Source organism: Ruegeria sp. CDSA034 (assembly GCF_059612275.1).
Genome location: NZ_JBXWQH010000003.1, coordinates 47,259 through 72,595 on the forward strand (window position 1 = coordinate 47,259; position 25,337 = coordinate 72,595).

Annotated in this window: 24 protein-coding genes, 1 tRNA gene and 1 riboswitch; of the genes, 5 read left to right on the forward strand and 20 right to left on the reverse strand. The window is 60.0% G+C overall.

Going from position 1 to position 25,337, the window contains the following annotated elements; all coding sequences use genetic code 11:
- Position 1: 1 nt before the first annotated feature.
- The 10 genes from AC2FLJ_RS06990 to cbiE form a co-directional block, all read right to left on the reverse strand.
- On the reverse strand, positions 2-1,372 hold the full coding sequence (locus tag AC2FLJ_RS06990; RefSeq protein WP_496705005.1) for a tetratricopeptide repeat protein: 1,371 nt from the start codon (positions 1,370-1,372) through the stop codon (positions 2-4).
- A 181-nt stretch (positions 1,373-1,553) separates the two neighbouring features.
- Positions 1,554-2,738 (reverse strand): CaiB/BaiF CoA transferase family protein, encoded by a 1,185-nt coding sequence (locus tag AC2FLJ_RS06995; RefSeq protein ID WP_496705007.1) that lies wholly within the window; start codon positions 2,736-2,738, stop codon positions 1,554-1,556.
- Complete coding sequence (locus AC2FLJ_RS07000; protein ID WP_496705009.1) at positions 2,725-4,344, reverse strand: thiamine pyrophosphate-binding protein; 1,620 nt, start codon at positions 4,342-4,344, stop codon at positions 2,725-2,727. The genes AC2FLJ_RS06995 and AC2FLJ_RS07000 overlap by 14 nt, the downstream gene beginning before the upstream one ends.
- Positions 4,345-4,422: 78 nt before the next feature.
- On the reverse strand, positions 4,423-4,881 hold the full coding sequence (locus AC2FLJ_RS07005) for a DUF302 domain-containing protein (RefSeq protein WP_496705010.1): 459 nt from the start codon (positions 4,879-4,881) through the stop codon (positions 4,423-4,425).
- A 100-nt stretch (positions 4,882-4,981) separates the two neighbouring features.
- The gene (cobF, locus tag AC2FLJ_RS07010) at positions 4,982-5,725 is read right to left on the reverse strand and encodes a precorrin-6A synthase (deacetylating) (protein ID WP_496705012.1); all 744 of its coding nucleotides are present in this window, start codon (positions 5,723-5,725) and stop codon (positions 4,982-4,984) included.
- Positions 5,718-6,446, reverse strand: coding sequence for a uroporphyrinogen-III C-methyltransferase (gene cobA / locus AC2FLJ_RS07015; RefSeq protein WP_496697020.1), 729 nt, complete (start codon positions 6,444-6,446; stop codon positions 5,718-5,720). Before cobA ends, cobF begins: the two co-directional genes overlap by 8 nt.
- A complete protein-coding gene (locus AC2FLJ_RS07020) occupies positions 6,443-7,771 on the reverse strand; it encodes a cobyrinic acid a,c-diamide synthase CobB (RefSeq protein WP_496705015.1) in 1,329 nt (442 codons plus the stop codon). Before AC2FLJ_RS07020 ends, cobA begins: the two co-directional genes overlap by 4 nt.
- Positions 7,764-8,558, reverse strand: a complete 795-nt coding sequence (gene cobM, locus AC2FLJ_RS07025) for a precorrin-4 C(11)-methyltransferase (RefSeq protein WP_496705016.1) — start codon at positions 8,556-8,558, stop codon at positions 7,764-7,766. The genes AC2FLJ_RS07020 and cobM overlap by 8 nt, the downstream gene beginning before the upstream one ends.
- On the reverse strand, positions 8,555-8,923 hold the full coding sequence (locus AC2FLJ_RS07030; protein ID WP_058274181.1) for a cobalamin biosynthesis protein: 369 nt from the start codon (positions 8,921-8,923) through the stop codon (positions 8,555-8,557). Before AC2FLJ_RS07030 ends, cobM begins: the two co-directional genes overlap by 4 nt.
- Entirely contained in the window at positions 8,920-10,119 is a 1,200-nt protein-coding gene (gene cbiE, locus AC2FLJ_RS07035) for a precorrin-6y C5,15-methyltransferase (decarboxylating) subunit CbiE (protein WP_496705018.1), read from the reverse strand. The genes AC2FLJ_RS07030 and cbiE overlap by 4 nt, the downstream gene beginning before the upstream one ends.
- Here cbiE and AC2FLJ_RS07040 point away from each other — a divergent pair.
- Complete coding sequence (locus AC2FLJ_RS07040; protein ID WP_496705020.1) at positions 10,118-10,867, forward strand: cobalt-precorrin-6A reductase; 750 nt, start codon at positions 10,118-10,120, stop codon at positions 10,865-10,867. The genes cbiE and AC2FLJ_RS07040 overlap by 2 nt on opposite strands.
- Here AC2FLJ_RS07040 and cobJ read toward each other — a convergent pair.
- From cobJ to AC2FLJ_RS07080, 8 genes are all read right to left on the reverse strand, one after another.
- A complete protein-coding gene (gene cobJ / locus AC2FLJ_RS07045) occupies positions 10,840-11,592 on the reverse strand; it encodes a precorrin-3B C(17)-methyltransferase (RefSeq protein ID WP_496697012.1) in 753 nt (250 codons plus the stop codon). The genes AC2FLJ_RS07040 and cobJ overlap by 28 nt on opposite strands.
- Positions 11,589-12,317, reverse strand: coding sequence for a precorrin-2 C(20)-methyltransferase (locus tag AC2FLJ_RS07050; RefSeq protein ID WP_109313940.1), 729 nt, complete (start codon positions 12,315-12,317; stop codon positions 11,589-11,591). Before AC2FLJ_RS07050 ends, cobJ begins: the two co-directional genes overlap by 4 nt.
- Positions 12,314-12,943, reverse strand: coding sequence for a precorrin-8X methylmutase (locus AC2FLJ_RS07055; RefSeq protein WP_496697010.1), 630 nt, complete (start codon positions 12,941-12,943; stop codon positions 12,314-12,316). The genes AC2FLJ_RS07050 and AC2FLJ_RS07055 overlap by 4 nt, the downstream gene beginning before the upstream one ends.
- The gene (gene cobG / locus AC2FLJ_RS07060; RefSeq protein WP_496697008.1) at positions 12,943-14,070 is read right to left on the reverse strand and encodes a precorrin-3B synthase; all 1,128 of its coding nucleotides are present in this window, start codon (positions 14,068-14,070) and stop codon (positions 12,943-12,945) included. The genes AC2FLJ_RS07055 and cobG overlap by 1 nt, the downstream gene beginning before the upstream one ends.
- On the reverse strand, positions 14,067-17,360 hold the full coding sequence (gene cobN, locus AC2FLJ_RS07065; RefSeq protein ID WP_496705023.1) for a cobaltochelatase subunit CobN: 3,294 nt from the start codon (positions 17,358-17,360) through the stop codon (positions 14,067-14,069). Before cobN ends, cobG begins: the two co-directional genes overlap by 4 nt.
- A 3-nt stretch (positions 17,361-17,363) precedes the next feature.
- Positions 17,364-18,419, reverse strand: a complete 1,056-nt coding sequence (gene cobW / locus AC2FLJ_RS07070; protein WP_496705025.1) for a cobalamin biosynthesis protein CobW — start codon at positions 18,417-18,419, stop codon at positions 17,364-17,366.
- On the reverse strand, positions 18,416-18,805 hold the full coding sequence (locus AC2FLJ_RS07075; protein ID WP_496705027.1) for a DUF1636 family protein: 390 nt from the start codon (positions 18,803-18,805) through the stop codon (positions 18,416-18,418). The genes cobW and AC2FLJ_RS07075 overlap by 4 nt, the downstream gene beginning before the upstream one ends.
- 84 nt (positions 18,806-18,889) lie before the next feature.
- A riboswitch (cobalamin riboswitch) is annotated at positions 18,890-19,099 on the reverse strand.
- A gap of 286 nt (positions 19,100-19,385) precedes the next feature.
- Positions 19,386-19,459, reverse strand: a tRNA-Cys gene (locus AC2FLJ_RS07080).
- A gap of 227 nt (positions 19,460-19,686) precedes the next feature.
- Between AC2FLJ_RS07080 and AC2FLJ_RS07085 the strand changes: the two genes are divergently transcribed.
- From AC2FLJ_RS07085 to AC2FLJ_RS07095, 3 genes are all read left to right on the forward strand, one after another.
- The gene (locus tag AC2FLJ_RS07085; protein WP_496705407.1) at positions 19,687-20,340 is read left to right on the forward strand and encodes a protein-L-isoaspartate O-methyltransferase family protein; all 654 of its coding nucleotides are present in this window, start codon (positions 19,687-19,689) and stop codon (positions 20,338-20,340) included.
- 95 nt (positions 20,341-20,435) lie between these two features.
- Positions 20,436-21,854 carry a TolC family outer membrane protein gene (locus tag AC2FLJ_RS07090; protein ID WP_282119905.1) on the forward strand — a complete coding sequence of 473 codons (1,419 nt, stop codon included), beginning with the start codon at positions 20,436-20,438 and terminating at the stop codon, positions 21,852-21,854.
- Positions 21,855-21,928: 74 nt separating this feature from the next.
- Positions 21,929-22,693 carry a hypothetical protein gene (locus AC2FLJ_RS07095; protein WP_496697002.1) on the forward strand — a complete coding sequence of 255 codons (765 nt, stop codon included), beginning with the start codon at positions 21,929-21,931 and terminating at the stop codon, positions 22,691-22,693.
- A gap of 3 nt (positions 22,694-22,696) precedes the next feature.
- Here the strand turns inward: AC2FLJ_RS07095 and AC2FLJ_RS07100 are convergent, their stop codons facing one another.
- Positions 22,697-24,154, reverse strand: coding sequence for a cobyric acid synthase (locus tag AC2FLJ_RS07100; protein WP_496705029.1), 1,458 nt, complete (start codon positions 24,152-24,154; stop codon positions 22,697-22,699).
- Positions 24,155-24,214: 60 nt separating this feature from the next.
- Here AC2FLJ_RS07100 and AC2FLJ_RS07105 point away from each other — a divergent pair, with 60 nt between their 5' ends.
- Positions 24,215-24,784 carry a cobalamin biosynthesis protein CobQ gene (locus tag AC2FLJ_RS07105; protein WP_496705031.1) on the forward strand — a complete coding sequence of 190 codons (570 nt, stop codon included), beginning with the start codon at positions 24,215-24,217 and terminating at the stop codon, positions 24,782-24,784.
- A gap of 67 nt (positions 24,785-24,851) precedes the next feature.
- On the opposite strand, the gene AC2FLJ_RS07110 is transcribed toward AC2FLJ_RS07105, so the two are convergent.
- Entirely contained in the window at positions 24,852-25,172 is a 321-nt protein-coding gene (locus AC2FLJ_RS07110) for a DUF6280 family protein (protein ID WP_008757056.1), read from the reverse strand.
- Positions 25,173-25,337 lie beyond the last annotated feature (165 nt).

The following is a 25,337-nucleotide window of genomic DNA, read 5'->3' on the forward strand; positions in this document are numbered from 1 at the left end:
GTTATTCAGCCGGGACGCTTTGTGCGTCTCCGTTGTCGCGTGCCGCATCGATCAATGTGCGGCGCGCAAGAGCGTAATTGTCTTCGCCCCCGGCTCTTTTGGCGCGACGGTCATCCAGGATGCGCTCGACAGCATCCAGACGGCCGGCGCGCAGGCCGGAATCAATTGTGATGCGCTCGAATACATCACGTTGGGCGTGGCTTCCACCTGCCAGTTGCATACCTGCTCGGGCGTTCGATAAAAAGTCGAAGGCGTCGCCGTAAAGGCCTTCGCCAAAGGCTTCAAGCCCCTTGGCGGCCGCAATGCCCGGATCGGACATGCGGATCGGGGTGTCCCCCTGATTGCGCTGCGCATCTTTTTGAATACGCTGCAACATTTTGCCTGTCGCCTCTGTCCGGTTGTCGCCAGTCAGAGCAAGAAGGTAGTGAAGATCGGCAAAAATCAGACAGCCGTCTTCGGTGCGCGCCGCACTGAGATCCGCCAGTTCTTCCCAGCGGTTGCCCACGTTGACGCCCTCAAGCTCAAGCCGTGACAGCAGGGACGTGGCGTTCGAGATATCGCGGTAGTCGTCGGTTTTGTCCTGACGGATGTAGTTGTCATACAGCTCCATCACCTGATCCACCTGACCCAGATCCAGATGCATCAGCGCCTTGTGCCACCAGACGTGATAGCGGAAGTTGTTGCAGTGGGTCCAAGCCTCTTCGCGTCCTGCCAACCAATCAAGGCCCAGCTGCGCGTTGCCCGTCATCTCATGCACGTGTGCAACGGCGTGCAGACCCCAGGCATCGTCCGACACCATCCACAGCGCCTGCCGACCTGCGATTTCGGCCTTTTCGTAGGCACCGGTTTCTTCCAACGCAAAGGAATGACAGCCCAGCAAATACCCACGACCTGCATGATCGGGTTCGTACGCCGGCAGAACCCGCTCGATCGACCGGCGCATGCCTTCCGCGTCGCCAAGTACAAATCGCGTCGCGTGGCTGAGTTTCATTGCCAGCGAGTCTTGTGGGTGGTCGCGCAGAATCTCTTCGAATTTTTGAATGGCTTGCGTGGGCAGGTCAGCCAGATACAGACCCAGCGCTTCGACATACAGTCGCTCGCGCGCTGAGACCGGCTGGCGTTCCATGGCACTGTTGGCGGCTGCCATCGCTTCGACGGCGACCGGCATCATCTCGCGACGGCCCAGCAGGACCATGAACAAGCCTTTGATTGCGTGACCCAGGGCAAAATCGGGTTCAAGCTCCAGAACTTTGCCAAGATGCTGCGGCGTCACGGCGGCATGGGCCATGAACCCAAGCAGAACACCATCCCAGGCCTCGGCACTTGCCGGGTGGCTGAGGGTGTTCATCTGTCCGAAAACGTCTTGCTTCATGTTCATGTTCCGATCCAATCGAGAATATCTACATCACCTGATGTAGCAGAGACTCTGGGTGGGTCGTATCAGTATCGGCCCTGCTCTCGAATTGGTGAAATGCCGTGTGGGCAAAAATTGAAAAAAACCGCCGATTCAATGGCATGTTTCAGCAACATGCCGCCGAAATGGGCAGAGTGTTTCAATCGCCAAAGGGGTGTTCAGCGCGCAAAACGGCCTGCGTATCGGCCCCAAAGACGGGCGGAGCAGCCCGATATGTTACAGGTGTGCGCGACAGTTTCAGCGGATTCCCGATCAGTTGAACATCACCCGGTGCGGCCTGCATCGCGATCTGCATCTGGCGGGCTTCGACCTGATCGGTTGAAAAAACCTGATCCAAAGTCTGTACTGGACCAACCGGAACCTTGCGGGCTTCGAGCTGCTCAATCATGGTCTCTGAAGCATGGGTCTTCACCACCGGACGCAGCACGGCGTTTAACGCGTCACGATTTTCCAGCCTAGCTGGGTTGGTGGCGAAACGCGGATCATCCGCCAGATCGGGGTGATCGATGAATTCGCAGAACCGGCGGAACTGACTGTCATTTCCGACGGCCAGAATGACGTGGCCATCGGCGGTGTCATAAACGTCATAGGGTACGATGTTCGGATGCCCGTTACCGCGCCGTTGCGGTACGGTGCCTGAGGTCAGATAGTTCGCACCTTCGTTGATCAGCCACGCGATCTGCGCATCTACCAGCGCCAGATCAATCTGCTGGCCTTCGCCGGTCTGATCGCGGTGGCGCAGGGCCGCCAGAATGCCGACACTTGCGTACATTCCGCACATCACATCGGCGATGCCCACGCCCACCTTCATCGGCGCGCCATCGGGTTCGCCTGTCAGCGACATGATCCCGCCGTACCCCTGTGCCATCAGGTCATAACCCGGCTTGGACGCATTTGGCCCGGTCTGGCCGTAACCCGATATCGAGCAATAGACGAGGCTGGGAAAGTCTTGCGACAACGTGGCGTAGTCCAGACCGTATTTCGCCAATCCGCCGGGTTTGAAGTTCTCGATCAGAATGTCCGCATGCGAGGCCAACCGTTTGATTTCAGATTGCCCCTCGGTCGTGGTGATGTCGATAGCCACGGATTTCTTGTTGCGGTTGGCCGACATGAAATAAGCGCTTAGATCGGACCGGTTGCCTTGCGCATCTTCGACGTAAGGAGGGCCCCATTGGCGGGTGTCATCCCCGCCGGTCGCGGGGTTTTCGATCTTGATCACGCTGGCCCCCAGATCGCCCAGCAACTGCGTGCAGGTCGGTCCGGCCAAAATGCGACTGAGGTCCAGGATTTTGACGCCCTTCAGCGGTCCTTCAGATCCGGCCATCATAGCCCCCACGGTCAATTTCTGCGGCAATCACGGTGAATGAGTTGGCTTTCATCGCCTCATTCAGGGCATTGCGCAGTTCCTCGCGGTTGCGAACGGTGTGACCTTTACCGCCAAACGCCCGGCCCATGGCTGCAAAGTCGTGATGGTCGAAATCCACGCCCCTGTTGCCCATCTGGCGCTGGCGCTGTTTCAGCTCGATCAGCGCAAGGCTGGCATCGACAAAGACAAGAAAGATCGGGTTTCCGCCCATTTCGGCGGCAGTCGACAGCTCTCCGGCGACCATCAGGAACCCGGCGTCGCCCGAAAAACTGATAACCGGGCGGTTTGGTTCGGCCAGTTTCAGGCCAATCGCCATTGGCACGGCGCAGCCCATGGTACACAGCGCCGAGGACTGGATCAGTCCGCGTTCCTCGGAACAATCCCACATCTGACTCAGCAAGATACGATGCGCGCCACTGTCGGCTGTAGCCAGTGTTTCGGCAGGCAGGGTTGCACGGGTTTCGGCGATGACAGCGGCGGGGCCCCATTCCTCATCGGTCGGGAACGCCTCAGCCAGCGCGGTTTTGACCCGTGTGGGTTCGCCGTCCGGCCACGTTTCGCGGGCAGGGTTGCCCTTTGCCATGGCCTCCAACGTGGCACCCGTATCGGCGACCATATTCAGGCTGGCCTGATGCATATAGTGGTCATTGACCACAGCCGAGATGTCGATGACTCGCTTTTCTTCAGGGTCCCAGACCTCGCGCCAGCCGGGGCGCATCTCGATCGGGTCGTAGCCAAGGCACAAGACCAGATCGGCCTGTTCAACCAGCGGCAAAAGGTGTTTGTCGGCCAGCGGTGACAATCCGGCCCCGCCAAGGCAAAGGGGGTGATCTTCGGGCACAACTCCCTTGGCTTTGTAGGTGGTTACAAAGGGGATGCCGAAATGTTCCAGAAACGCCTGCACAACATTGCGCGATCCGTCATACAGCACGTCCAGCCCCACAATCGCAATGGGACGTTCCGCGTCAGCCACCCAACGGCGCGCTTTCTCAAGGCAATTGCCCTCGGGCGCGACGGCGGCAGCCTTGACCAGTCGCCGCTTCTTGACGCTGGATACGCACATATCCGCAACCGAGATCGGAATATCGATATGCACGGGTCCGGGGCGCGGCTGGTTGGCCAGCGATACGGCCTTGTCTGCCACGATATCCGCGCCCTGTGCCGTCAGTTTAAAGGTTCCTTTGGTGATCGAGCGATAGACCTGTGCGTGATCCATAACCTGATGGGTATAGGTCAGCGCTTCATCCGCATCGACGCAACCGGTCAGCACGATCATCGGCACCCGGTCCTGCAAAGCGTTCGCGACCACGTTGATCCCGTTCATCGCACCGGGGCCAAGCGTCGCCACCAGAATGGCAGGCGCGCCGTCGCGGTGATGCACGGCTTCGGCCATGAATCCGGCGGCGTTTTCGTGCTTGGTCAGGTGAAAGGTGATCCCCGCCTGTTCCAGCGCATCCACCAACGTCAGAACCTCGCCACCGGGCATACCAAAGGCATGGCGGCATCCGGCCTCGTAAAGTCTTTGGGCCAAAAGGTCCGCAGCGCGGGGCGAAAGGTCCTGCATTAGTTATGCTCCGAAATAATACGTCATTGCAGATTGCGGAGGACGCGTCCGGACGCAAGCAGGTTCACGGCAGTGTGACTAATTGACTGCGGATTCCGCCACTGCCTGAAACTTTTCATCCAGTTCCGCCGCAATTTCTTGCAGTGGCTCACCGCCTTGCTTGGCATAGGGGGCAAAGACGTGGCTTGGGGTTTTGTAGGACAAAGTCGCCGTGCCATCCGCATTCTCGGTCACGTAGAACCGGATGGGCGCTTCGATCATTGCGTCGACCGAGGTTTCCAGAACCCGCACCGCGTAGTCGTTGTTAAAGGCACCGATTACCAAGTTTCCGGGAATAATGATGCCACGGGCCGCCGCCGCCTTGGTGGGCCCGGCCTGCGTTACAACAATCAGACCATTTTCTTTGACAGCGGCCTTCGTATCCGCGACCAAAGCATCATGGCTTTTGTCGGTGAAGTGAACGGCCCAGCCCGGCAGCGGTTCTTGCGCCAGCGCGGGAAGGGCCAGCAAACACAGTACGGTCGAAATAGCCTTCATCGTGCTGTCCTCATGGGTATGGGTACGAAATTGATGCCAGAAACTCGTATTTCGCGCAGTCACAATCCCGTGGGTAGCAGTCGCAGAAGTTGCCTTCGGATCAGTCCACGTGCCTTTTCAGGAGATAGATGTCCATGATCCAGCCATGATCCGCCCGCGCTTTTGCCCGCGTTTCGACTATCAGCGACGCCATATCAGCCAAACGACCGTGGATCAGGATTTCTTCCTTCATCCCCACATAAGCGCCCCACCAGATTTCGTAGTTGGCCATCTCAAGGCTTTGAAACGAACACTCGCCGTCCAGCATAACAGCCACTTTTGAAGCGTTTAGCGGCCAGCCTTCATCCCGAATGCGCCGACCGGTGGTCACGACATACGGCGCGCCCAGATCGTTAATCGGTATCGCATGCGCCGCGGTCAGCGCCTGAAGCGCAGTGATACCAGGGATTACGCGCGTCTCCGGTTGGGGTTGCAGCCGATAGGCGATGCGCAGCGAACTGTCATAAAGCGAGGGATCGCCCCAGATCAAAAGGGCAACCCGCTTTGCATCACGATGCGCCGCGATCGCCTCCTGCCATCGCAGAGCGATGGCATCGTGCCATTCATCCACGCCGCGCAGATAGCCATCATCGGCGCGTCGTTTGGGAATATCAAAATATGCGATCTGTGGCGCGGTGTCGGTTACCTGCGCGATAATCTCTTCTCGCAAATCGGCCAGATCGGCCTTGTTTTCGCCCTTGCGCGGGATCAGGATCAGGTCTGCGTCCCGAATGGCACTAGCGCCTTGAAACGTCAGGTGGTCCGGATTGCCGGTGCCAATACCGATCAGGGTCAGGTCAAACATCGTCAGTCTCTGCCAGAGGGCCGTAAAGGATCAGGGCAGGGGCCGTGCCGATCTCAGCACCCAGCTTGTCCGCCAACTCACCAACCGTGGATCGGTGTAGTACCTGATCCGGGGTTGAAACGGATTCGGCCATCAGCGCCGGTGTTTCCAGCGGCAAGCCATGTTCATTCAGCGCCTTGACCAGCAAAGGAAATGTGCGCTTGCCCATGAACACAACCGTGGTGGCATCTGGGTCGGCAAGCGCGGTCAAATTCAGATCGTCCGGCAGCTTGCCACTGACATCGTGGCCGGTGACGAATTGCACGCGACGCGCCGTGAGTCGCCGCGTCAGGGGAATGCCAGCCGCCGCTGCTGCGGCAACCGCTGATGGGATGCCAGGGATAATCTCATATTCGATCCTGGCCTCGCGCAGCGCCACCAGTTCTTCTTCCAGACGTCCAAACAGACCGCCATCGCCGGATTTCAGTCGCACAACGCGGGCACCGGTTTTGGCATAGTCTACCAACAGGCGGCTGACGTGGTCTTGTTTCGGTGACGGGCGACCGGCGCGTTTGCCGACGCCAACAAGGTCTGCGTCCTGATGCGCATGGCTCAGGATTGGGCCACTGCTGAGGTCATCGAACAGCACTGCGTCTGCCTTTTGCATCCGGTCCACGGCCTTAAGCGTCAGCAGTTCCGGATCCCCGGGACCGGAGCCAATGAACGAAACGAAACCGCTCATGCCTGCGCCTCTGCGATCAGATGAAAAAATGTTCCGGTCACGTTGCCCCGAAATGATCCGGTTTGTGGACCCTCAACCCCTTCAGCATCGAACACCCGGGCCAAAGGCGCATCGGGTTGTTCCACGATCGAAGAATAATGAAACTCATGGCCACGCAATGTCGCTTCAGCGGCATACCCTGCCATTGGGGCCAACAATTGCGCCTTGCGATACCCAAGATTGAACTTTCGCTTCTCATAGGAGGTCACGAGCCCAAGCAGACCTGCCATCTGATGCCGGCCCCCTTCCTTGTCGACCAGAGCTTCGCCCAAGGCCATATACCCACCGCATTCCCCATGAACGGGCTTTGTCTCCGCGTGTTTGCGCAGACCGCTCAGGAATGCGTCGGCAGCTGCCAAAGTGCCCGCGTGCAGTTCAGGGTAGCCACCGGGCAACCAGACCAGATCGGCATCCGCAGCCGGGGCTTCATTGGCCAGCGGTGAAAACGGCAGGATTTCCGCCCCCGCCGCGCGCCAGCCTTCCAGCAAATGCGGGTAGGTGAACGAAAACGCCGCATCTCGTGCAAGCGCGATCCGCTGTGCCGGAGGCCGCGGCAGCGCGGCTGACGATGGCCCCTTGGGGCCTGAGGAAGCCGCAGCTTTGATCGCCTCAAGATCCACATGCTCGCGCAGGAATGTGGCGTATCCGGCAATCGCGCTTTCCAGATCCGGGTGCTCGACCGCCTGAATCAAACCAAGATGCCGCTCGGGCAAGGTCAGATCTCCACGCCGGGGCAACACGCCCAGAACCGGCAATCCTGTTCGCTCCATACCCAACCGGGTCAGGCGTTCGTGGCGTGGGCTGGCGCAGCGGTTCAGGATCACACCGGCAAAGGGCAGGTCGGGATTGTACATCCGAAATCCCAGCGCAGTGGCCGCCGCAGATTGGGCCTGACCGCCCACATCCAGCACCAGAACCACGGGCCAGCCCATACGCTGTGCGGTTTCGGCGCTTGATCCGTGCCCAATCTCTCCGGGTTTGGCAACGCCGTCGAACAGGCCCATCGAACCTTCGGCCACGACGATATCCGCGCCCTCGGCCTGGGCAGAAATCGCGTTCAGCAGCGGATCGGCCATCGCCCAGCTGTCCAGATTGAACGAGGCGCGTCCGGCTGCGGCACGGTGAAAGGCTGGATCGATATAGTCCGGTCCGCTCTTGAACGGTTGCACCGTCAGGCCATCCTCGGCAAGCGCACGCAGAAGACCCAGCATGACGGTGGTTTTGCCTGTCCCGGAAGACGGCGCAGAAATCAGTAATCCCGGAGGGTTGGTCATCCCGTCATTCATTCTCGGGGCTCCAGCTTGACCACGGGCTGTCCGCGCTTTGCGGGCGATACCGGCGGTCGTAACCTTTTGAATAGAGACAGCTTTCGTCAAAGCCTTCGCCTGCAAGTGCCGGGCCAACCATGATCAGAGCGGTGCGAGAGATACTCTCGTCCAGTGCGTCTTTCAGGGTCGCCAACGTGGCGCGAATGATCCGTTCGTCCGGCCAGCTGGCGCGATATACCACTGCCACCGGGCAGTCTGCTCCATAGGCCGGGGTAAGGTCCGCGATCACGTTGTCCAGATTTCCGATCGACAGGTGAATGGCCAGAGTTGCGCCGGTACGGGCAAAGTTCTCAAGAGTTTCGCCTTCGGGCATTGAAGATGCGCGGCCGGGCGTCCGGGTCAGGACCACAGATTGCGCCAATCCGGGCAAGGTTAGTTCCGTTCCCAGCGATGCAGCCGCTGCGGCGAACGATGGTACACCGGGGGTCACGCTGACCGGAATGCCCATCTCCTTCAATCGCCGCATCTGTTCACCCATTGCCGACCAAACCGACAGGTCGCCGGAATGCAGACGTGCAATGTCATTGCCAGCCTTATGCGCTGCCTCAATCTCGGCCATGATCTGATCCAGATCCATTGGCGCGGTGTTGATGATCTTTGCGCCCTCGGGGCAGTGGGCCAGAATCTCTTCGGGCACCAGCGATCCTGCATACAGGCACACCGGGCACGACGCGATGATATCACGCCCCCGCAGGGTTAGAAGGTCGGCAGCGCCGGGTCCGGCGCCGATGAAATGAACGGTCATGTTTGTCCTCCGATGGCGACGGCGCAGGTTGCAAGCCGGTCGTCCGAAATCTGTCTGGGTGAGGTCAGCCGCGCGCCTGTTCCGGCAGCGGCAAGGGCGGATGCTTCAGCTACGCTGCCGGTGCCATAGATGGCTCGACTGCGGTTCGAGCAGGTGAGAGTGCGCTGTCCCGCCAGATCGGCAGCAGCGATGAAATGCAGGGGCAGGGCAGTCTCTGCAGCAAACTCCGACAGCGCGGCGTGACCTTCCTTGTCGGCAACAGTGGCCAGCGCGTCGACGTTTTGCCCAACGCTGGCCCGCTCAAATACAGCGCGCAGGCTGTCCACGGTCGCAGTTGATGAAAACCCCAAACCTGCGATGATCATAGGATTACGCTCCACTGCACCACCGGATATGCAGATTTCCAGCAGCGCCGAGGTCCCAGTGCCGAAGCCTGCGCCAGTTCGATGCGCAAAAGTTCTCCGCCTAGTTTTTCGTGCCATTGCGCCAGTAAGGCTTCGCTTTCCAGCGTCACAGCATTGGCGACCAACCTGGTGCCGGCGGGCAGGGCGGTGTGCAACCAATTCAGCAATTCGGTACTCAGGCCGCCGCCGATGAATACCACATCCGGAAACCCAAGGCCGTCCAGCGCGGTCGGCGCTGTGCCATGCACGACTTGCAGCCGGTCTTGCCCTAACGTGTCGGCATTTCGGCGAATGCGGTCCGCGCGATCCTCGCGGGGTTCGATCGTGGTTGCGGTCAGGGTCGGGTCGCACATCAGCCACTCGATGCTGATCGAGCCGGTGCCGCCGCCGATATCCCACAGATGCTCGCCGCGCTTGGGGGCCAGCGCCGACAGGGTCAGCGCCCGCACGGGGCGTTTGGTGATCTGGCCATCATTCTCGAAGATATCATCCGGCTTACCCGAGGCCTTGGGCAGCGCCTTTCCTTCACCCGCAACTTCAAGCCCAACGCAGACTGGATGGTCGAACCCGCCCAGCAGGGCTTCGGTCAGCGACACGCTGCGCGACCGTTCGCGGGGGCCGCCAAGGGCTTCCATGACATGCAATTGCGTATCGGCAAAGCCAGTTTCGTTCAGATATGTCGCAAGCTCGGCCACTGCAGCGCCGTTGCGCAGCAGCAGGATGGCGCGCAATCCAGGCGAAAGATGCGGGCGCAGACGGGTCAGCGGGGCGGCGTGCAGACCAAATGTCTGCGTGCTTTCCAACGGCCAGCCCAGACGTGCCGCAGCCAGCGAGAACGTGGACTGACCCGGATGGGCTGTCCATTCTCCGGCGTCGAAATTGCGCGCGATTACCGAGCCCGCGCCGAACCAAAAGGGATCGCCTGAAGCCAGAACAACTGTTGGGCGTCCGCGAAACCCGGTCAGGATCGGCAGGCCGTCGGAAAAAGGCACGGGCCAATCTACGCGCTGTGCGCCTGTGTCGGGGATCAGTGACAAATGGCGCGGCGGGCCCATGATGATTTCGGCACGCTCCAGTACTTGACGACTTGCGGGTGACAGGCCATCCAGTCCATCTTCGCCCAAGCCCAAAACGCTTAGCCACGGAGCTTCATGCATGACCAACCTCCTGATCCTTGGTGGCACGACCGAGGCCAATGCACTGGCCAAAACCTTGGCCGATCAGGGCATCCCGGCAACCTATTCCTATGCCGGTCGGGTAGACAATCCAAGGCCGCAGCCCCTGCCAGTGCGTGTTGGAGGGTTCGGCGGCGTCGAAGGCCTGGCCCGTTACCTGACGGACCACGCGATCACTCATGTAGCCGATGCCACCCATCCCTTTGCCGCGCAAATGAGCACAAACGCCATTTCTGCGTGTCGCGAGGCCGGGGTGCCCCTGGTCGCTTTGACGCGCCCGGCATGGCGCGCGCAGGACGAAGATCGTTGGCAGCACGTTTCTGATATAGGCGCGGCGGTTACCGCCTTGAGCGGTCCAAAACGGCGCGTTTTTCTGGCCGTTGGCCGCCTGCATCTTGAAGATTTCGCGGCTCAGCCCCAACATCACTTCTTGCTGAGGCTGGTGGATGAACCGGATGCACTGCCGCTGCCCGATTGCGAGGCGATCGTGTCGCGCGGACCTTTCACTGAAGCAGGGGACCGGGCGCTGATGCTGCAGCATGGAATTGAACTGGTTGTGTCCAAGAACTCTGGCGGCAACGGTGCACGCGCAAAGCTGGATGCCGCGCGCGCTCTGGGCGTACCGGTGCTGATGATCGACAGGCCGACCCTTCCGCAAAGGACCGAATTGTCGAACGTGACGCAGGTTCTGGACTGGTTGGCTCATTCCGGGGTGAACCTCGGGGTATAGACGATCGGCGCGCTGTCACGGTTGATGACGCGCGTCAGGGATGACCCGACAATGACGACGGTTTGCATGTCAGCCATGTCAGGCGTCGCCTCGGCCAGTGTTGAAATCCGGATCGCCTCATCCGCGCGGGATACGGCACGCGCGAACAGGATCAGGCGCTCGGGCTCGCATTCTTCGCGTAGGATTTCCAGTGTTTTTACAAAGCCTTCCGGGCGGGATTTCGAGCGCGGGTTATAAAACGCCATCGCGAAATCCGCCTGTGCTGCTAGGCGAAGACGTTTTTCAACCAGCGACCAGGGTTTCAGATTGTCGCTGAGGTTGATGGCACAGAAATCATGGCCCAGCGGTGCCCCGGCCCGCGCGGATGCCGCCAGCATCGCTGTTATGCCGGGTAGGACATCTATGGGAATGTTACGCCACTCGGAGGGACCGTTCTCTAGGGCTTCGAACACGGCCGCCGCCATGGCGAACACACCGGGGTCGCCAGAAGATACGACGACCACCCGTTTCCCCTCAGCCGCCATCTGCAATGCGTGTTGGGATCGGTCGATCTCGACCCGGTTGTCGCTGGCATGCAGCGTCAAACCAGGGCGCTCGGCCACGCGCGCGACATAGGGGATGTACCCGACCACGTCCGTGGCATCCGTCAACGCAGCTGAAACCTCGGGGGTTACGAGATCTTCGTTACCTGGCCCCAGGCCCGCAATCTTAACCCAACCGCTCATGGCCGCCGTCCCTGACCATGCACGATGATGATCGAGAAATAGGGCGTCACCTTTTCGCATGCCTCGGACAGTTTCGTCACCACCTGGTTCGGCATCTGTGCAAACTCGACGATCCATGCGCGGTCATACAGACCGGCTGTTTTTAGCGCGCGCTTCACCTTGTCGATATTGCGTCCGATTTTCATGACAACCAACGCGTCGGTCTGCGCCATGCGAATTGCCAGATCTTCTTCGGGCAGGGTGCCGACCAGTACTGTCAGCACATCATCGCCCCAGGTGATCGGGTTACCCGTTGCTGTCCATGCGCCGGACATGCCGGTAATGGCTGGCACGACCTCTACATCAGCCTGATCGCGCAAGCGGCTGTAAAGATGCATGAAAGACCCATAGAAAAACGGATCACCCTCACACAGAACCACCACATCCTCACCCTGATCCGATAGGGCTTTGAGATGCGCGGCGCAGTCTTTGTAAAAGGCCGAGAGCAGTTCGTTATAGCGCGGATCAGCCAGCGGAATTTCCGTAGTGACAGGGTATTCCATGGGAAACTCAACTGCGCTGTCCGGGATCATCCCATTGACGATCTTGCGTGCCTGACCGCTGCGACCAGGCTTGCGAAAGAACGCGACGTGACGTGCATTGCGGAGCAGGCGGTCGGCCCGCACGCTCATCAGGTCCGGATCACCGGGACCAAGGCCTACGCCGTATATCTTGCCGGCGCTCATTCGGTGCGGCTCGCAATGGCGTTGATTGCGGCGACGGTGATGGCGCTGCCGCCCAGACGGCCTTTGACGATGCAAGATGGTACAGGCTGGGCCTCCCACAATGCGTCCTTGGATTCGACGGCACCGACAAAGCCCACCGGGCAGCCGATGATGGCGGCCGGGCGCGGGCAGTCGGGGTCTTCCAGCATATTCAGCAGGTGAAATAGCGCGGTCGGCGCATTGCCGATCGCGACCACAGCGCCTTCCAGATGTGGACGCCACAGCTCCAGCGCGGCGGCAGAGCGGGTATTGCTCATCTCAGCTGCCAACGGGCGTACGCGCTCGTCATGCAGGGTGCAGATCACCGGATTGTCGGCGGGAAGGCGGAACCGGGTCACGCCTTCGCTGACCATCCGTGCATCGCACAGGATTGGTGCGCCATTCTCCAACGCGGTCCGTGCGGCTGGCACGAAGCACGGCGAAAAATGTACGAATTTTTCCAGACCGACCATTCCGGCGGCGTGGATCATGCGAACCGCAACCTGCTCTTCATCAGCGTCAAAACGCGCCAGATCGGCCTCGGACCGGATTGTGGCAAAGCTTTGCTTATAGATCGCTGCGCCGTCGGTTTCGTATTCATAGGGCATCAGGTGAGGTCCATAGTCATAAGTGTTTCGGGTGTCAGCCCGCGTTGGGACGGCTCATCCCCCGCGCGACCGTTTTTGACAAGATCAAATCGTCCGTCGTTGCCGACCAGTGTGACATTTGCCGGACCCATACGGGCACAGCCTTTGGCACAACCGGATACATGCAAACTTCCTGGGATTTGGGCGGCCAAGACGCGGGCAACTTCGCGGGTTTCCACCTGAGCTTGCGGGCAGAACGGTGCGCCGGGGCAGGCATCGGTTGTCATCAGCGGGTCGGTGCCATCTATGACAAAGTCCGGTGCTTGTATCGCCGCCCCGCCTTCCAGCAGAATCAGCCGCCATGGGGTGACCCGCAAGGCAGACGCCCCGCTGTCTGCAATGAGGTCAGAGAGCTGTCGCGCCGGCAATTGTCCGAACACCGCGCCATACAACACACCCAGATCGCAGACGCCGGGCTGCGGCGGTGTGCCGATGTCACCGGGCGCGCTGCCTTGCCACTCCGCTGGCAAATCCTGCGTCGCGGCCACCCGCGCCATGCGGCGGGTTTCTGGCGTGAAACGTTCGGAAAACCATCCGGCCAAGGCGATAAGCCGGTCAATTGCGTTGGTTTCTGTGACCCGGCAGCCAGTCTTGGCCCCGTCGGCGCGCAGGATGAGGCCATCAGTGCCTGCCTCGACCCGGATATCGGCCGAATCCGCCGCCAACAGGCGCTTGGGGCCAGTGTCGATGGCAAAGCCGAATTTGGCGGGCAGAGTCGGCAATTCCTCCAACCGGTCGATCAGCTCCTGTGTCAGATGTGCGGTTCGATCACTTGATCGGTATAGGGGCGACACCAGGATATTGCGGCGCATTTCAATACCGGGCTCAGCATCCAAAAGGTTCAGCGCGGCCAGCTCGGCCAGCAATGCTTGATGATCGTCTTCTTTTACCCCGCGCAGCTGTAAATTGGCGCGGTTGGTCAGGTCGATCGTGCCATTGCCAAATTGCTCGGCCAACTCACAAAGACCACGTGTTTGTTCCGCGCTCAAACGGGCCAGACGCGGGCGCACCCGAACCACCAGACCATCGCCCGACATCATCGGCCGATGCGCACCGGGGCACCAACCCTGAACGACCGGGGCGCTCATCCCAGCCCCTCCAGATCGGCCCGGATTGAGTTGCGGCGGGTGTTCCAAAGGCCCGCGTCCAACAACGCGCGGAACCTGTCCTGCATCGCCTGATACGCGCGCGGGTTGGCCTCTTGCAAAAATGCGTCGACCTCGGCGTCGCCCAAAGTCGCGTCGTGATAGAGGTCGAACAGATGCGGCGCGACCGTGCCAGACAGATGGGCGAAAGAGGCCATATGATCCAGCGTCGCCGCTATTTCCGCAGCGCCCCGGAAGCCATGCCTTTGCATGCCTGCGATCCAGTTCGGGTTGGCGGCACGGGCGTGAACGACACGGCTGATTTCTTCAGGCAGCGTTCGGGCGCGCGGGTTATCCGGGTTGGTGTTGTCCAGATGGTATAGCTGCGCCGTACCACCGGTGATTTTCTTGGCGGCGGCGAATCCGGCCTCATGGGTGGCATAGTCGTTGGCCAACAGCAGATCGGTTTCGGTCAGATCCTGCAGGTGCACGAAACTGTCGGCATTCGTGACCCGTTGGGTAATGCCGTCCATATCCTGTGTGATGTATTCGCCTTCCAAAGCGAAAGAGCTGGCCTCAAGCCATGCCTCACCCGCCTGCGCGCGGGCCTCATCCGTATAGATTTCGGACAGCTGGGTCATGTTCACGCCATAGCTGCCCGGGGCCGGGCCAAAGACGCGCGCCGCCGGGGCCTGTCCGGCATAAGGGTTCCAGTCCGGGGCTTCATCGCGATCCGACAACGCGCGAACAGCTTGACCATAAAGCGCTGAAAGGGTCGGGAACACATCGCGGAACAAGCCTGAGACGCGCAAGGTCACGTCCAGACGTGGGCGGCTGAGGTCAGTGATGGGCAGCACTTCGATGCCCGACACCCGCTCGGACCCTTTGTCCCAAACGGGTTTGACGCCCAGCAAGTGCAGCGCCATGGCAAACTCTTCGCCCGCCGTGCGCATCGTGGCTGAACCCCAGAGATCAACGATCAACCCCTTGGGATAATCGCCCTCTTCCTGCAGGTGTCGCCGCACCAATTCTTCGGCCAGCTTCACGCCTTGGGTATAGGCCGCACGGGTGGGGACTGAGCGCGGATCGGTGGTATACAGATTGCGCCCAGTGGGCAGGACGTCTGACCGTCCGCGATAGGGGGACCCGGACGGGCCAGCCTCGATCCGTTTTCCTGCTAGCGCGTCGATCAATGCCGTGCGTTCGGCATGGGCAGAAGGAGCCGTGTCAAAATTGGCGGTGGCTTCGGGCACACGTCCAAAGATATGCAGCCCGTCTCCGAACTGGCTTTCCTTGATGTCACAGACAAAACGATCGATCCGGGTGATCGCCTCGGCGATGCAGGTGGCCTGATCGAGACCGAGGTCGTTCTCCAGCCCGATGGCTTGCGCTTCGTCCCGAATATCTTCTTGCAGGCGGTCGCGGCGCTTGGGGTCCAGACCATCTGCGTTCGAGAACTCATCCAGCAGCGATTCCAGCCGAACCATCCGATTCGGGGTACCGCTTTCCTTCATTGGCGGTGGGATATGGCCGAGCGTGACCGCCCCGATCCGGCGCTTGGCCTGCGCGGCCTCGCCAGGGTCGTTGACGATGAAGGGGTAGATGACAGGTAGATCGCCGATCAGTACCTCGGGCCAGCATTCGTTGGACAGCGCCACAGATTTGCCTGGCAGCCATTCCAGCGTACCGTGCGCACCGATATGGATCAGTGCATCCGCACCAAGACCTTTGCGCAGCCAAAGGTAGAAGGCCACGTAGCTGTGGCGCGGGGTACGCGACAGGTCATGATAATCGTCATCACGCAACTCGGGCGTGCCGCGTTCAGGTTGCAACGCGACCAGCGCCTTACCGCGGCGCAGGGCGGTGAAGTGGAACGCGCCATCTGCAAAGGCCGGATCATCCTCGGGCTTGCCCCAGACGGTTTCGAGGTCTGCGCGCAGTTGTTCCGGCAAGTCTGCCAGCGCAGTAAGATATTCGCCAAGCGACCACGTAATCCGCGCGTCCAACAACGTATCAGAAATCGGTTGGGCAGGAGCGGTGTCATACCCTTCGCCCTGCAGGTCGGCCAGCATCGCCTCGGCTGATGCCAGTGCGTCGAGGCCTACTGCATGTGCCATCTGCCAATCTTTGCCGGGATAGGTGGACAGCACCAAGGCGGGGACCTGATCCCCTTTGGGCTTGTCGTTCAGGTTCAACCAGCCGGTGACCCTGTCGATGATAGCCTCGATCCGTTCCGGTTCAGCCCGGTGGGCAAAACGGGAATACTCCAGATGCGGGTCACGCTTGCCCGGTTCCTTGAAAGAGGCGATGCCTGCCGAGATCCGACCGTCCACTTCGGGCAGGACGACATGCATCGCTAGATCAGCGGGCGAAAGACCGCGTTCCGCCTCGGCCCAGGCTTTGCGGCGGGACGTTGCGAGAGCAACCTGAAACACCGGCACATTGGCGGCGTCCAGTGGAGAGGTGCCGGATGCGCCTTTGCCCGAGAAAGAGGTGGCATTAATGATCGCCGCCGGGTTCAGCGCCACGACATTTTCGCGCAGCCAATCGGCGGCAAGCGGGGCTTTCAGCGAGGGAGCGAACAGACCGACGGCCTCAAACCCGCGTGCGCGCAGGCTGCGGATCAAAGTTGCGACCGGGGCGGTGTCCGCCGAGGTAAGGTAAGCCCGGTAGAACGTTACCAAGATACGCTTTGCGTCGGTGGTGAACGCTTTATCCGCCGGGATGACGCCGCGATCCGGGCACCATGCACCGCACTCGGGCAGGGTCTTGGCCCCCATCACCGGTCCGGCATAGAGACCCGCCGCAAGCGCCATTTGAGCCAAGGCCGCTTGCGCCGCAACCTCACCGCCGGTGTCGCACAGATGCGCAAGCCGCCGCAGGGTCGAGACGGGCAAGGTGGAGTAGTCATCCAGACGCGTGTCCTCGCGCCCGTCGGCGGGTAGGACGGCCAGCGCGATGCCCTTGGCCTGTGCCAGCGCCAGAACTTGCTGCAATCCGTAGGACCAGTAAGGGACACCGCCGATCAGGCGGATCAGAATGCCCTTGGCGCCCTCGAGCGTTTGCTCGACATATGTGTCGACCGACAGCGGGTGTTTCAACGCTGTCAGATTGGCCAGCCGCATCGTCGGCATCCGCCCTTCGGCACCACCACCGCGATGCCATCCTGCCGCGAAAGCGCCAAGGTCGCTGTCCGAAAAGGACAGCACCACCAGATCCGCCGGGCTCTGGCCCAGATCGGTTGGGGTTTCGGTCTCTTCTAACCCGTGGCTTTCGCGGAAGACGACGTGCATGGCTTACTCGGCGGCCTCGGTCACACCCACGAGGATATCGCGGATGGCGGCCTCTTTGATGTCGTCATGCTCGGCAATGACCACCAGACGCGAGCGGCGCTCTTCGCCGGGCTCCCACGGGCGGTCGTACTGATGACGCACGCGGGCACCAACGGCCTGCACCAGCAGACGCATGGGTTTGCCCTGAACGGCGGCATAGCCTTTGACTCGCAGGATGTTCAGCTCATTGGCCAGACGTTCGATATTGGCCACCAGTGCAGTGGGGTCGGTCTGTTCGGGCAGGTCGACGATGATGCTTTCGAAATCGTCATGTTCGTGATCGTCATGGCCGTCATGGTGGCTGGGACGGGCGTCCATGTCATCCTCGGCCGCGGCTTCCAGCCCAAGTACGACGCGCACGTCCACGGCACCTTCGGCGACTTCGACGACGGGCAGGGGACGCGGGGTCTCGGCCGCGATGATCTCTTTGGCTTTGGCCACACCTTCGGGGCCGGCCAGATCGGGTTTTGTCAGCAGGATGATGTCGGCGCACGAGATCTGGTCCTCAAACACCTCGGACAGAGGCGTTTCGTGGTCGATCGAGTCATCGGCCAGGCGCTGGGCGTCCACGGCTTCGACGTTAGGGGCGAAACGACCTGCAGCGACGGCCTCGGCATCGGCCAAAGCGATCACGCCATCGACGGTGATTTTCGAGCGGATATCGGGCCAGTCGAAGGCTTTTAGCAGCGGTTTGGGCAGGGCGAGGCCGGATGTTTCGATCAGGATGTGATCGGGGCGCGGCTCCAGCGCCATCAGTGCCTCGATGGTTGGGATGAAATCATCGGCCACGGTGCAGCAGATGCAGCCATTGGCAAGTTCCATGATGTTTTCTGCCGGGCAATCCGGAATGGCGCAGGATTTCAGGATATCGCCATCCACACCCACATCGCCAAACTCGTTGACGATAACGGCCAGGCGCTTGCCCTGCGGGTTCTGCATCAGGTGTTTGACAAGCGTGGTTTTGCCCGAGCCCAGAAAGCCGGTGATCACAGTGACGGGGAGTTTTTCAAGGTTGCTCATTTCAGGGCTCCAATCGGGGGAATGCGGGCCGCACAGTTTTTGCGGAAATGTTCGGGGCGTTCGCGCCATTTCACCAGACCGTCTTCAGCGGCCAGATACTTGGTGACGCCTTCAACGATGGTCTTGACATGGTCGGTCTCGTCGAGGTTTTCATAAACGAAGGTCCATCGGGACGGGCCGCCTCGCAAAACGATCGAGCATCCCTGATCACAGTTCGACAGACACTCTACCGGTTTCAAGTCGACGCCGTCAGGCAAGCCAGCCTGTTCAAGTGCTTTATGCAGCAAAGTGCCGGGTCGCTGGGCGTCATCTTCGATAGGTAACCCACGGCGGCATGTCGTGCAGACCAGCAACTCGACTGGTGCGGTCTCGGTCACGTCTCTCATCCCCCTCATCCTTTATACGGGGGACGGGGTTTCATGCGGGCCACGCGTCTGCACATGGACCCGACACCGGAACACCCCGCCCGGTTTCAACTTCGGGTGCTGGCAGGTCTCCCGGCTTGCGGATGTCAGAGCGTTTGCCCTGTCGGATGTCCCGCCTTCCCGGCCTATTGGGCCAGTGGCTTTGGGCACCCTCTCCGGTCACGGTCGCGGGGGCGGCTGTACTTGGCGATGACATCGCTGGCACATTCCCTTTTCATCCATCCGAGGATGGACACCAACGCATGCGACATGCGGCACGGGCAGGGGGCTTGTCAAGCACGACTGGGGTTTGAAAACCCGCTACGTCAGAAAAGCGACTTGCCGAAGTCAGTCAGCGGCATCCGATGCGATCCGATCACGCAGCGAGGCGCAATTCAGCCCGGCCGTCGCAGATGATTCAGCACTTCTCGGTTTGGCAATCAAGTAGTGCGGTTGTGTAAATGGAATCGCTGGACCCGCAATCGCAACATGCATCTGATACTGACCTTTAGGCGTCCGAAATTGCGAAAGCAGCGCAGAAAGCTAAATGCTTGAAATTAAATGGAGGCGAGTACCGGAATCGAACCGGTGTACACGGATTTGCAATCCGCTGCGTCACCACTCCGCCAACTCGCCTTTTCAAGTAAAATCAAATACTTGCCGTGGTGTGACCGGCGTTTTAGCAGCTTTCTACAGGAGCGTCCAGAGGGGGGAGCGCAAATTTCAGGGCCGGGTGCCAACTTAGTCTTTGGTTGCGACGTTGTATCTTGTGAATATTGGAAAGTTTCCGTGTCTGGGCCGTTGCTGGTTTTTCAAGGATGTGGCAGAACTCAATCACCCAAGGGAGCAAGATGAGCGATCCAATGACAGATTTCGCAGCCCGCCGCCGGACGATGGTCGATACGCAGATACGTCCTTCTGATGTCACGAAGTTTCCCATCATAGACGCGATGCTGACCGTCAAGCGCGAGAATTTCGTGCCGGATGCACAGCGCGAGGCGGCTTATGTCGAGGGATTGATCGAACTGGGTGACGGGCGCTGCATGTTGGAGCCGCGGACCCTGGCTAAGATGCTGGACATATTGAACATCTCCAACGACGAGTCGGTTTTGGATATTGCTCCGGCCTTGGGGTATTCGACCGCTGTTGCCGCGCGCATGGCACAGCTGGTTGTTGCCGTAGAGGAAGATGAAAATCTGGCGGCCGAATCTCAGTCTATCCTGATGGAGGCGGAGGCAGACAATGCGATTGTCCATGTCGGCCCTCTTGAACAAGGTGCCCCCGAACATGGGCCCTATGACGTGATTATGGTCCAGGGTGGTGTGGAACAGGTTCCGGATGCGTTGATCGCGCAACTTAAGGACCATGGGCGAATTGCGTGCCTTTTTGTCCAAGGTGCACTGGGGATCGTCCGTATCGGCCATAAATCTGGGGATCGGGTGACCTGGCGGGACGCGTTTAATGCCAATGCACCGATTTTGCAGGCATTTTCCACGAACCGTGTATTTTCGCTATAGTTTTATGGCGGATTGTTCTGCCGCCTTGATTAGTTGAACACAAACGCGCAAACTGTCGGCAGAGCAGCGTAATTTTGATTTGAGAGGATTTCGTTATGAGTTCTATGGCGGGAGGAAAGCTGGTCAAGGCGCTGGCGCTGACTGCGGGGGTCGCACTTAGCTTTGTACCGGGACGGGCCGTTTGGGCCGACAATATTACTGACGCATTCATTGGCGCGTACAATACCAGCGGGTTGCTGGAACAGAACCGCGCATTGTTGCGTGCGGCGGACGAAGACGTGGCAATTGCATTGTCAGCGCTTCGACCGATCATCAACTGGACGGTCGCGATTAGCAGCAACTATAACCGTCGCAACGTCAGCGATGTGGTGACAAGAACCGACCCGAACAACTTCTTTACGGGGCTGACCCTCAGCCAACTGCTCTACGATGGTGGGGCCGCTGTTCTGGGCAAGCAATCGGCGCAAGAAACGGTGCTGTCGACCAGGCAGACCCTTGTTGATATCGAACAGCAGGTTTTGTTCCGCGGTGCCAATGCGTATCTCGAAGTGCTGCTGCAGGAAGAAACCGTACAGATCCGCCTGAACAACGTCGATGTATCGGCAGAGGAACTGCGCGCATCGCAGGACCGGTTTGATGTTGGCGAAGTCACGCGTACGGACGTTGCGCTGTCACAAGCCCAGCTTGCAAGCTCGCAAGCTGATCTGGCCGTTGCACGCGGTAACCTCGACACGGCGCGGGCGGAATACGTGAATGCCGTTGGCAAATCGCCCGGACGCACAGCTGGTCAACCGAGCCTGCCAAATCTGCCAAGCTCGGAACCGCAGGCCGTCAGCCTGGCGCAGCGAAACCACCCCGCCATTCTTTCGGCACAGCATCAGGTGCGTGCCTTCGACCTGATCGTTGCGCAACAGCGCGCCAACCTGGGTCCGAATGTCAGCCTGAACGCCGACGCCGGTATCACTGAGACCTATGACAACGATGACAATATCGAAGACGGCAGTGTTTCGCTGAACTTCAGTCAGCCGATTTACGCTGGTGGCCGTTTGGCCGCAAGCGTGCGCCGCGCCATGGCTACACGGGATGCATCGCGCGCCAACCTGTTGAATGTGCAGAAAGATATCACTCAGGGTGTGACAGATGCCTACGCCCGTTTCCAAGCCGCGTCAGCAAGTTTGCGGGCGTCGACCGAACGGGTGCGGGCATCGCAGGTGGCATTTGATGGTATCCGCGAAGAAGCTACTTTGGGTGCCCGGACCACGCTGGATGTACTGAACGCACAGCAGGATTTGCTGGACGCGCAACTGGCCGAGGTTGCATCGCGGATCGAGCGATCGCGGGCCGCATACCAGTTAGTGCAGGCACAGGGCCTGTTGACCGCCGAACGTTTGGGACTGGCCGTGCAGATCTATGATCCGACGCTGTACTATAACCTGGTCAAGAAAGCGCCGGCTCAGGTCAGCAGACAAAGCAAGGACCTGGATCGCGTTCTCAAAGCGTTGCGTCGCGACTAAGGGCCAATACTATCTGTTGTGACGACCGGTTTGTTTGGCTACACTCAATCCTGAGGATAGAGCGGTAGAGAACAATGACGGAAAAAGTCGTGAACGGCAGAGTAGAGGACGTGCTGTCCTCGATCAAACGGCTAGTCGGTGAAAGAGGTGAGCAAACCTCGGAGTCGGCGCCTTCAATCGCCCGCAAGCCCGGGCGATTGGTACTTACCGATGCATTGCGAGTCGGCGGAACGTCCAGCATTCAGGACGGCCCGGAGAATGAAACAGAGGTCAAAGCAGGCTACACGGCTGACGCGTCGGTCAAGCCGATGCTTCTGCGCGCGTGCGACATCGTTAATCGTGAAGACCCCGCCAACAAAGAACAGGCCGCGCCAGAGCCGCCCAAAAACCCGACTAACAGTCTGAGCGCAAAGATCGAAGCCCTAGAAGCGGCGATTGCACGCACTGAGGACCAGTGGGAGCCGGATGGCGACAGCGAAGACGAGTACTCCGGTACTCCGGCGAAGGCCCTTGAATTCAGCGCGCGCAAAGAATTTACGGATACCGAGGGAAAGAAAGCCGAACCCACTCAGGCAAAGGCCAAAGAAGCTGTCGCGACGACCAAGGCAACTTTCGTTCGCGACCCCGAGGTGATCACCGCACCACCTGTTCACCCAGTCGAAGCAGCAGCGGAAGATTCAGCGATAGCTGGTATTAGCGAAGACGCATTGCGCAAAATGATCGCTGAGGTTGTCCGTGAAGAATTGCAGGGTGTTTTGGGCGAACGTATCACCCGCAACGTCCGTAAGATGGTCCGGCGCGAAATCTACAAGGCCCTGGCCGAGCAGGACCTCGAGTAACACTCAGACGCTTTTGGGCGTTTCTGCAAGCGCCAGCAGGCGGTCGAGATCCATATTCTGTTCAAGGTGGTCGGCCAGCGCGTTCAACGTATCATCGACCCCGTCTTCATAGGCCAGGTCCGAGGTCACGCCCAATCGCGACAGGTAAGTCGCGCGGAATGCGTCCGAGCTGAAGATACCGTGCAGGTAACTGCCGCGGATACGACCAGAGGCGTTTGCAGCACCTTCTGGCCGCCCCTCGACCTCGAGCCAAGCGCGAGCGCAATCAGGGCCTTCGGTACGGCCCATGTGGATTTCGTAGCCCGACACCGGTTCTCCTCCGCCAAGGGCGCGGGCCGATGTGAGCGTTACCTGTTTCTTCCCTGCCATCACGGTCTCAACATCCAGCAGGCCCAACGCTTCAACAGTCCCCGGTTGTCCGTCGACGCCATCCGGATCAGCGATTGTCTTGCCCAGCATTTGATAGCCGCCGCACAGGCCCAGAACATGACCGCCCCGGCGGACATGGGCATATAGGTCGATATCCCAGCCCTGAGCCCGGAAATAAGCCAGATCGCCAATGGTGGATTTGCTGCCTGGCAGCAGTACCAAATCGGCATCACCGGGCAGGGGGCGTCCTGCTGGCACGATCTCGACCGAGACACCGGGTTCGCTAGACAAAGGGTCGAGGTCGTCAAAATTTGCCATGCGTTCTAACTGCGGAACAACCACCTTGCAGGCCCCGCCAGAGTGGGACCGGATATCCATCATATCCTCGGCTGGCAGTTTCCACGCATCATGGAACCAGGGAACGACGCCCAGACAGGGCCATCCGGTACGTGCAGCGATTTCATCGCGACCTTCATCGAAAAGGGATACGTCGCCTTTGAACCGATTGACGGCAAAACCCCGGATCATCTCCAGATCGCCTGCATCCAATACCGCCTGGGTGCCTACGATCTGGGCAATGACACCCCCGCGGTGAATGTCACCTACCAGAATAACGGGTACGGCTGCAGCGCGCGCAAATCCCATATTGGCGATGTCACCCTTGCGCAGGTTGGTTTCGGCCGGGCTACCCGCGCCTTCGATCAGGACAAGATCCGCGTCGCTGCACAAGCGGTCAAAGCTTTCAAGCGCTGCGCCCAGCAGTTTGGATTTATCCTTGCGGTAATCGCCCGCTTTCATCGTGCCGGCGCGTTGGCCCTGAACGATGATCTGAGCGCCAGTGTCGGTTTCCGGTTTCAGCAGAATCGGGTTCATGTCCGTATGCGTCGCACGCCGCGCCGCCAGCGCTTGCAGGGCCTGTGCACGGCCGATCTCTCCGCCATTTTCGGTGACGGCGGCATTGTTCGACATGTTCTGCGGTTTGAACGGTGCAACGCGCAGCCCGCGCCGGGTGAAAGCCCGCGCCAGACCGGCCACTAGAACCGATTTCCCGACATTGCTGCCGGTGCCCTGAATCATGATGGACCGAACCATGGACTGTCTCCTATGTTGACGCGCAGATGACCTGATTTGCGGGCAAAGGAAAAGCCAAAGTTGAACACGCCAGCGCATCTTTTGATCGGAGTTGCAGCCTTTGCCCGCCCAGCCCACGGACGTATCCTGTGGGCCGCTCTGTTGGGTTCGCTATTGCCGGACCTGTCGCTTTACGTGATGGCGGGCACGTCCCTTTACGTGCTTGGGATTCCCCTAAGCGTGGTCTTCGACCAGCTTTATTTTTCCGACGGCTGGCAGACCGTGTTTGCGATCGACAATTCCTTTGTCCTTTGGGGGGGTGCCTTGCTTATCGGGGTATGGATGCGCTGGAAGGTCTGGACCGTTGGGGCGTCCGCCGGGTTGCTGCATCTTTCGATGGATTTTCTGCTGCATGCCGGGGATGGGCGGCCGCAGTTCTGGCCATTCAGCGATTGGGTGTTTCACAGCCCCATCAGCTATTGGGACAGCACGCATCACGCTTTGTGGGTGGCACCAATTTCGGCCGTGCTTTGTGTCGCGTGTTACGCCATTTTGTGGCGTCGCGGCATGTCCATCTGGACGAAAGCGTTCTTTGCCGTTCTGCTGATGGCCGAACTATGGGTCGCGCGGCAGTGGTTGTTGTTCTTTTGACTGGTGGCATAAGAAAAGCGCGCTCCCAGCTAGGGAGCGCGCTTTTTCATGCGAAAGTCACCTTGGATCAGGCGGCTTCTGCTTGTTGGGCCGCGTTGCGACGTTCGCTTTCTTCACGCGACAGCGCAACCGAGGTGCGCACACCACGTCCAACGAACTCCATCAGCCCGCCAACAACGCGCTCATTCGGGTCGATACCCGCGCAGGACAGGACCTCGCGACCATCACGAGAGCGCGCCCAGCGGGCGATTTGTTCCGGGCCATTACCATATTTTTTGTCATCGGCAATAGCGTCATCCAGCGCAGCCAGTACGACAGCCGCGAAAAGTTTGCGTGCACGATTGCCTTGCTCGTTGTTAAAGGCAGTGCCGTCAACGAAATCTCTCATCTCGTCTTCCTTGTTGTTCTTGCTCTTGCATTTTCGGCGTGACGGTTCTTATGACCGATTAAGTGCGATTCGGATACACTTAAAATGCATAGTTGCGTTGCGTCATTTGCATAGCTTGCTGCAGGTGCAGCACTAAGTCTCGTCATCTTGTCAGGTGTGTTCCCG